1 protein-coding gene is annotated in these 233 nt (G+C 34.8%); it reads left to right on the top strand.

Features of this window, described 5'->3' with window-relative positions:
* The coding region (locus AAEY88_RS15610; protein ID WP_350563861.1) for a hypothetical protein at positions 1 to 233 on the top strand (233 nt) is incomplete at both ends.

The following is a 233-nucleotide window of genomic DNA, read 5'->3' as shown; positions in this document are numbered from 1 at the left end:
GTTAGTATTCACTATCAGATTGATGATTCTGAACAAGTAAACACGTTGGATTTTCACGGGCTCTTAGCAACTAAAGAGTCTGTTAGTTTAGCGCTTGATGTTAGACAAAATGTAGACGTTTTAACTGATTGCGAAGCGTTACTCAAAAGCTGTTTAAAAATGTCAGCTAATACTCACGATCGTTTTGGTTTAAATTTTAAATTATTTAATAGCACGCTTAGAGAGTCTGCACA

The sequence above is a fragment of the Psychrobacter sp. CAL346-MNA-CIBAN-0220 genome, assembly GCF_040309805.1.
In the GTDB taxonomy this organism is placed as follows: domain Bacteria; phylum Pseudomonadota; class Gammaproteobacteria; order Pseudomonadales; family Moraxellaceae; genus Psychrobacter.
The sequence above is the reverse complement of the archived record's forward strand: the minus strand, read 5'-3'. Positions and strand labels throughout refer to the sequence as shown.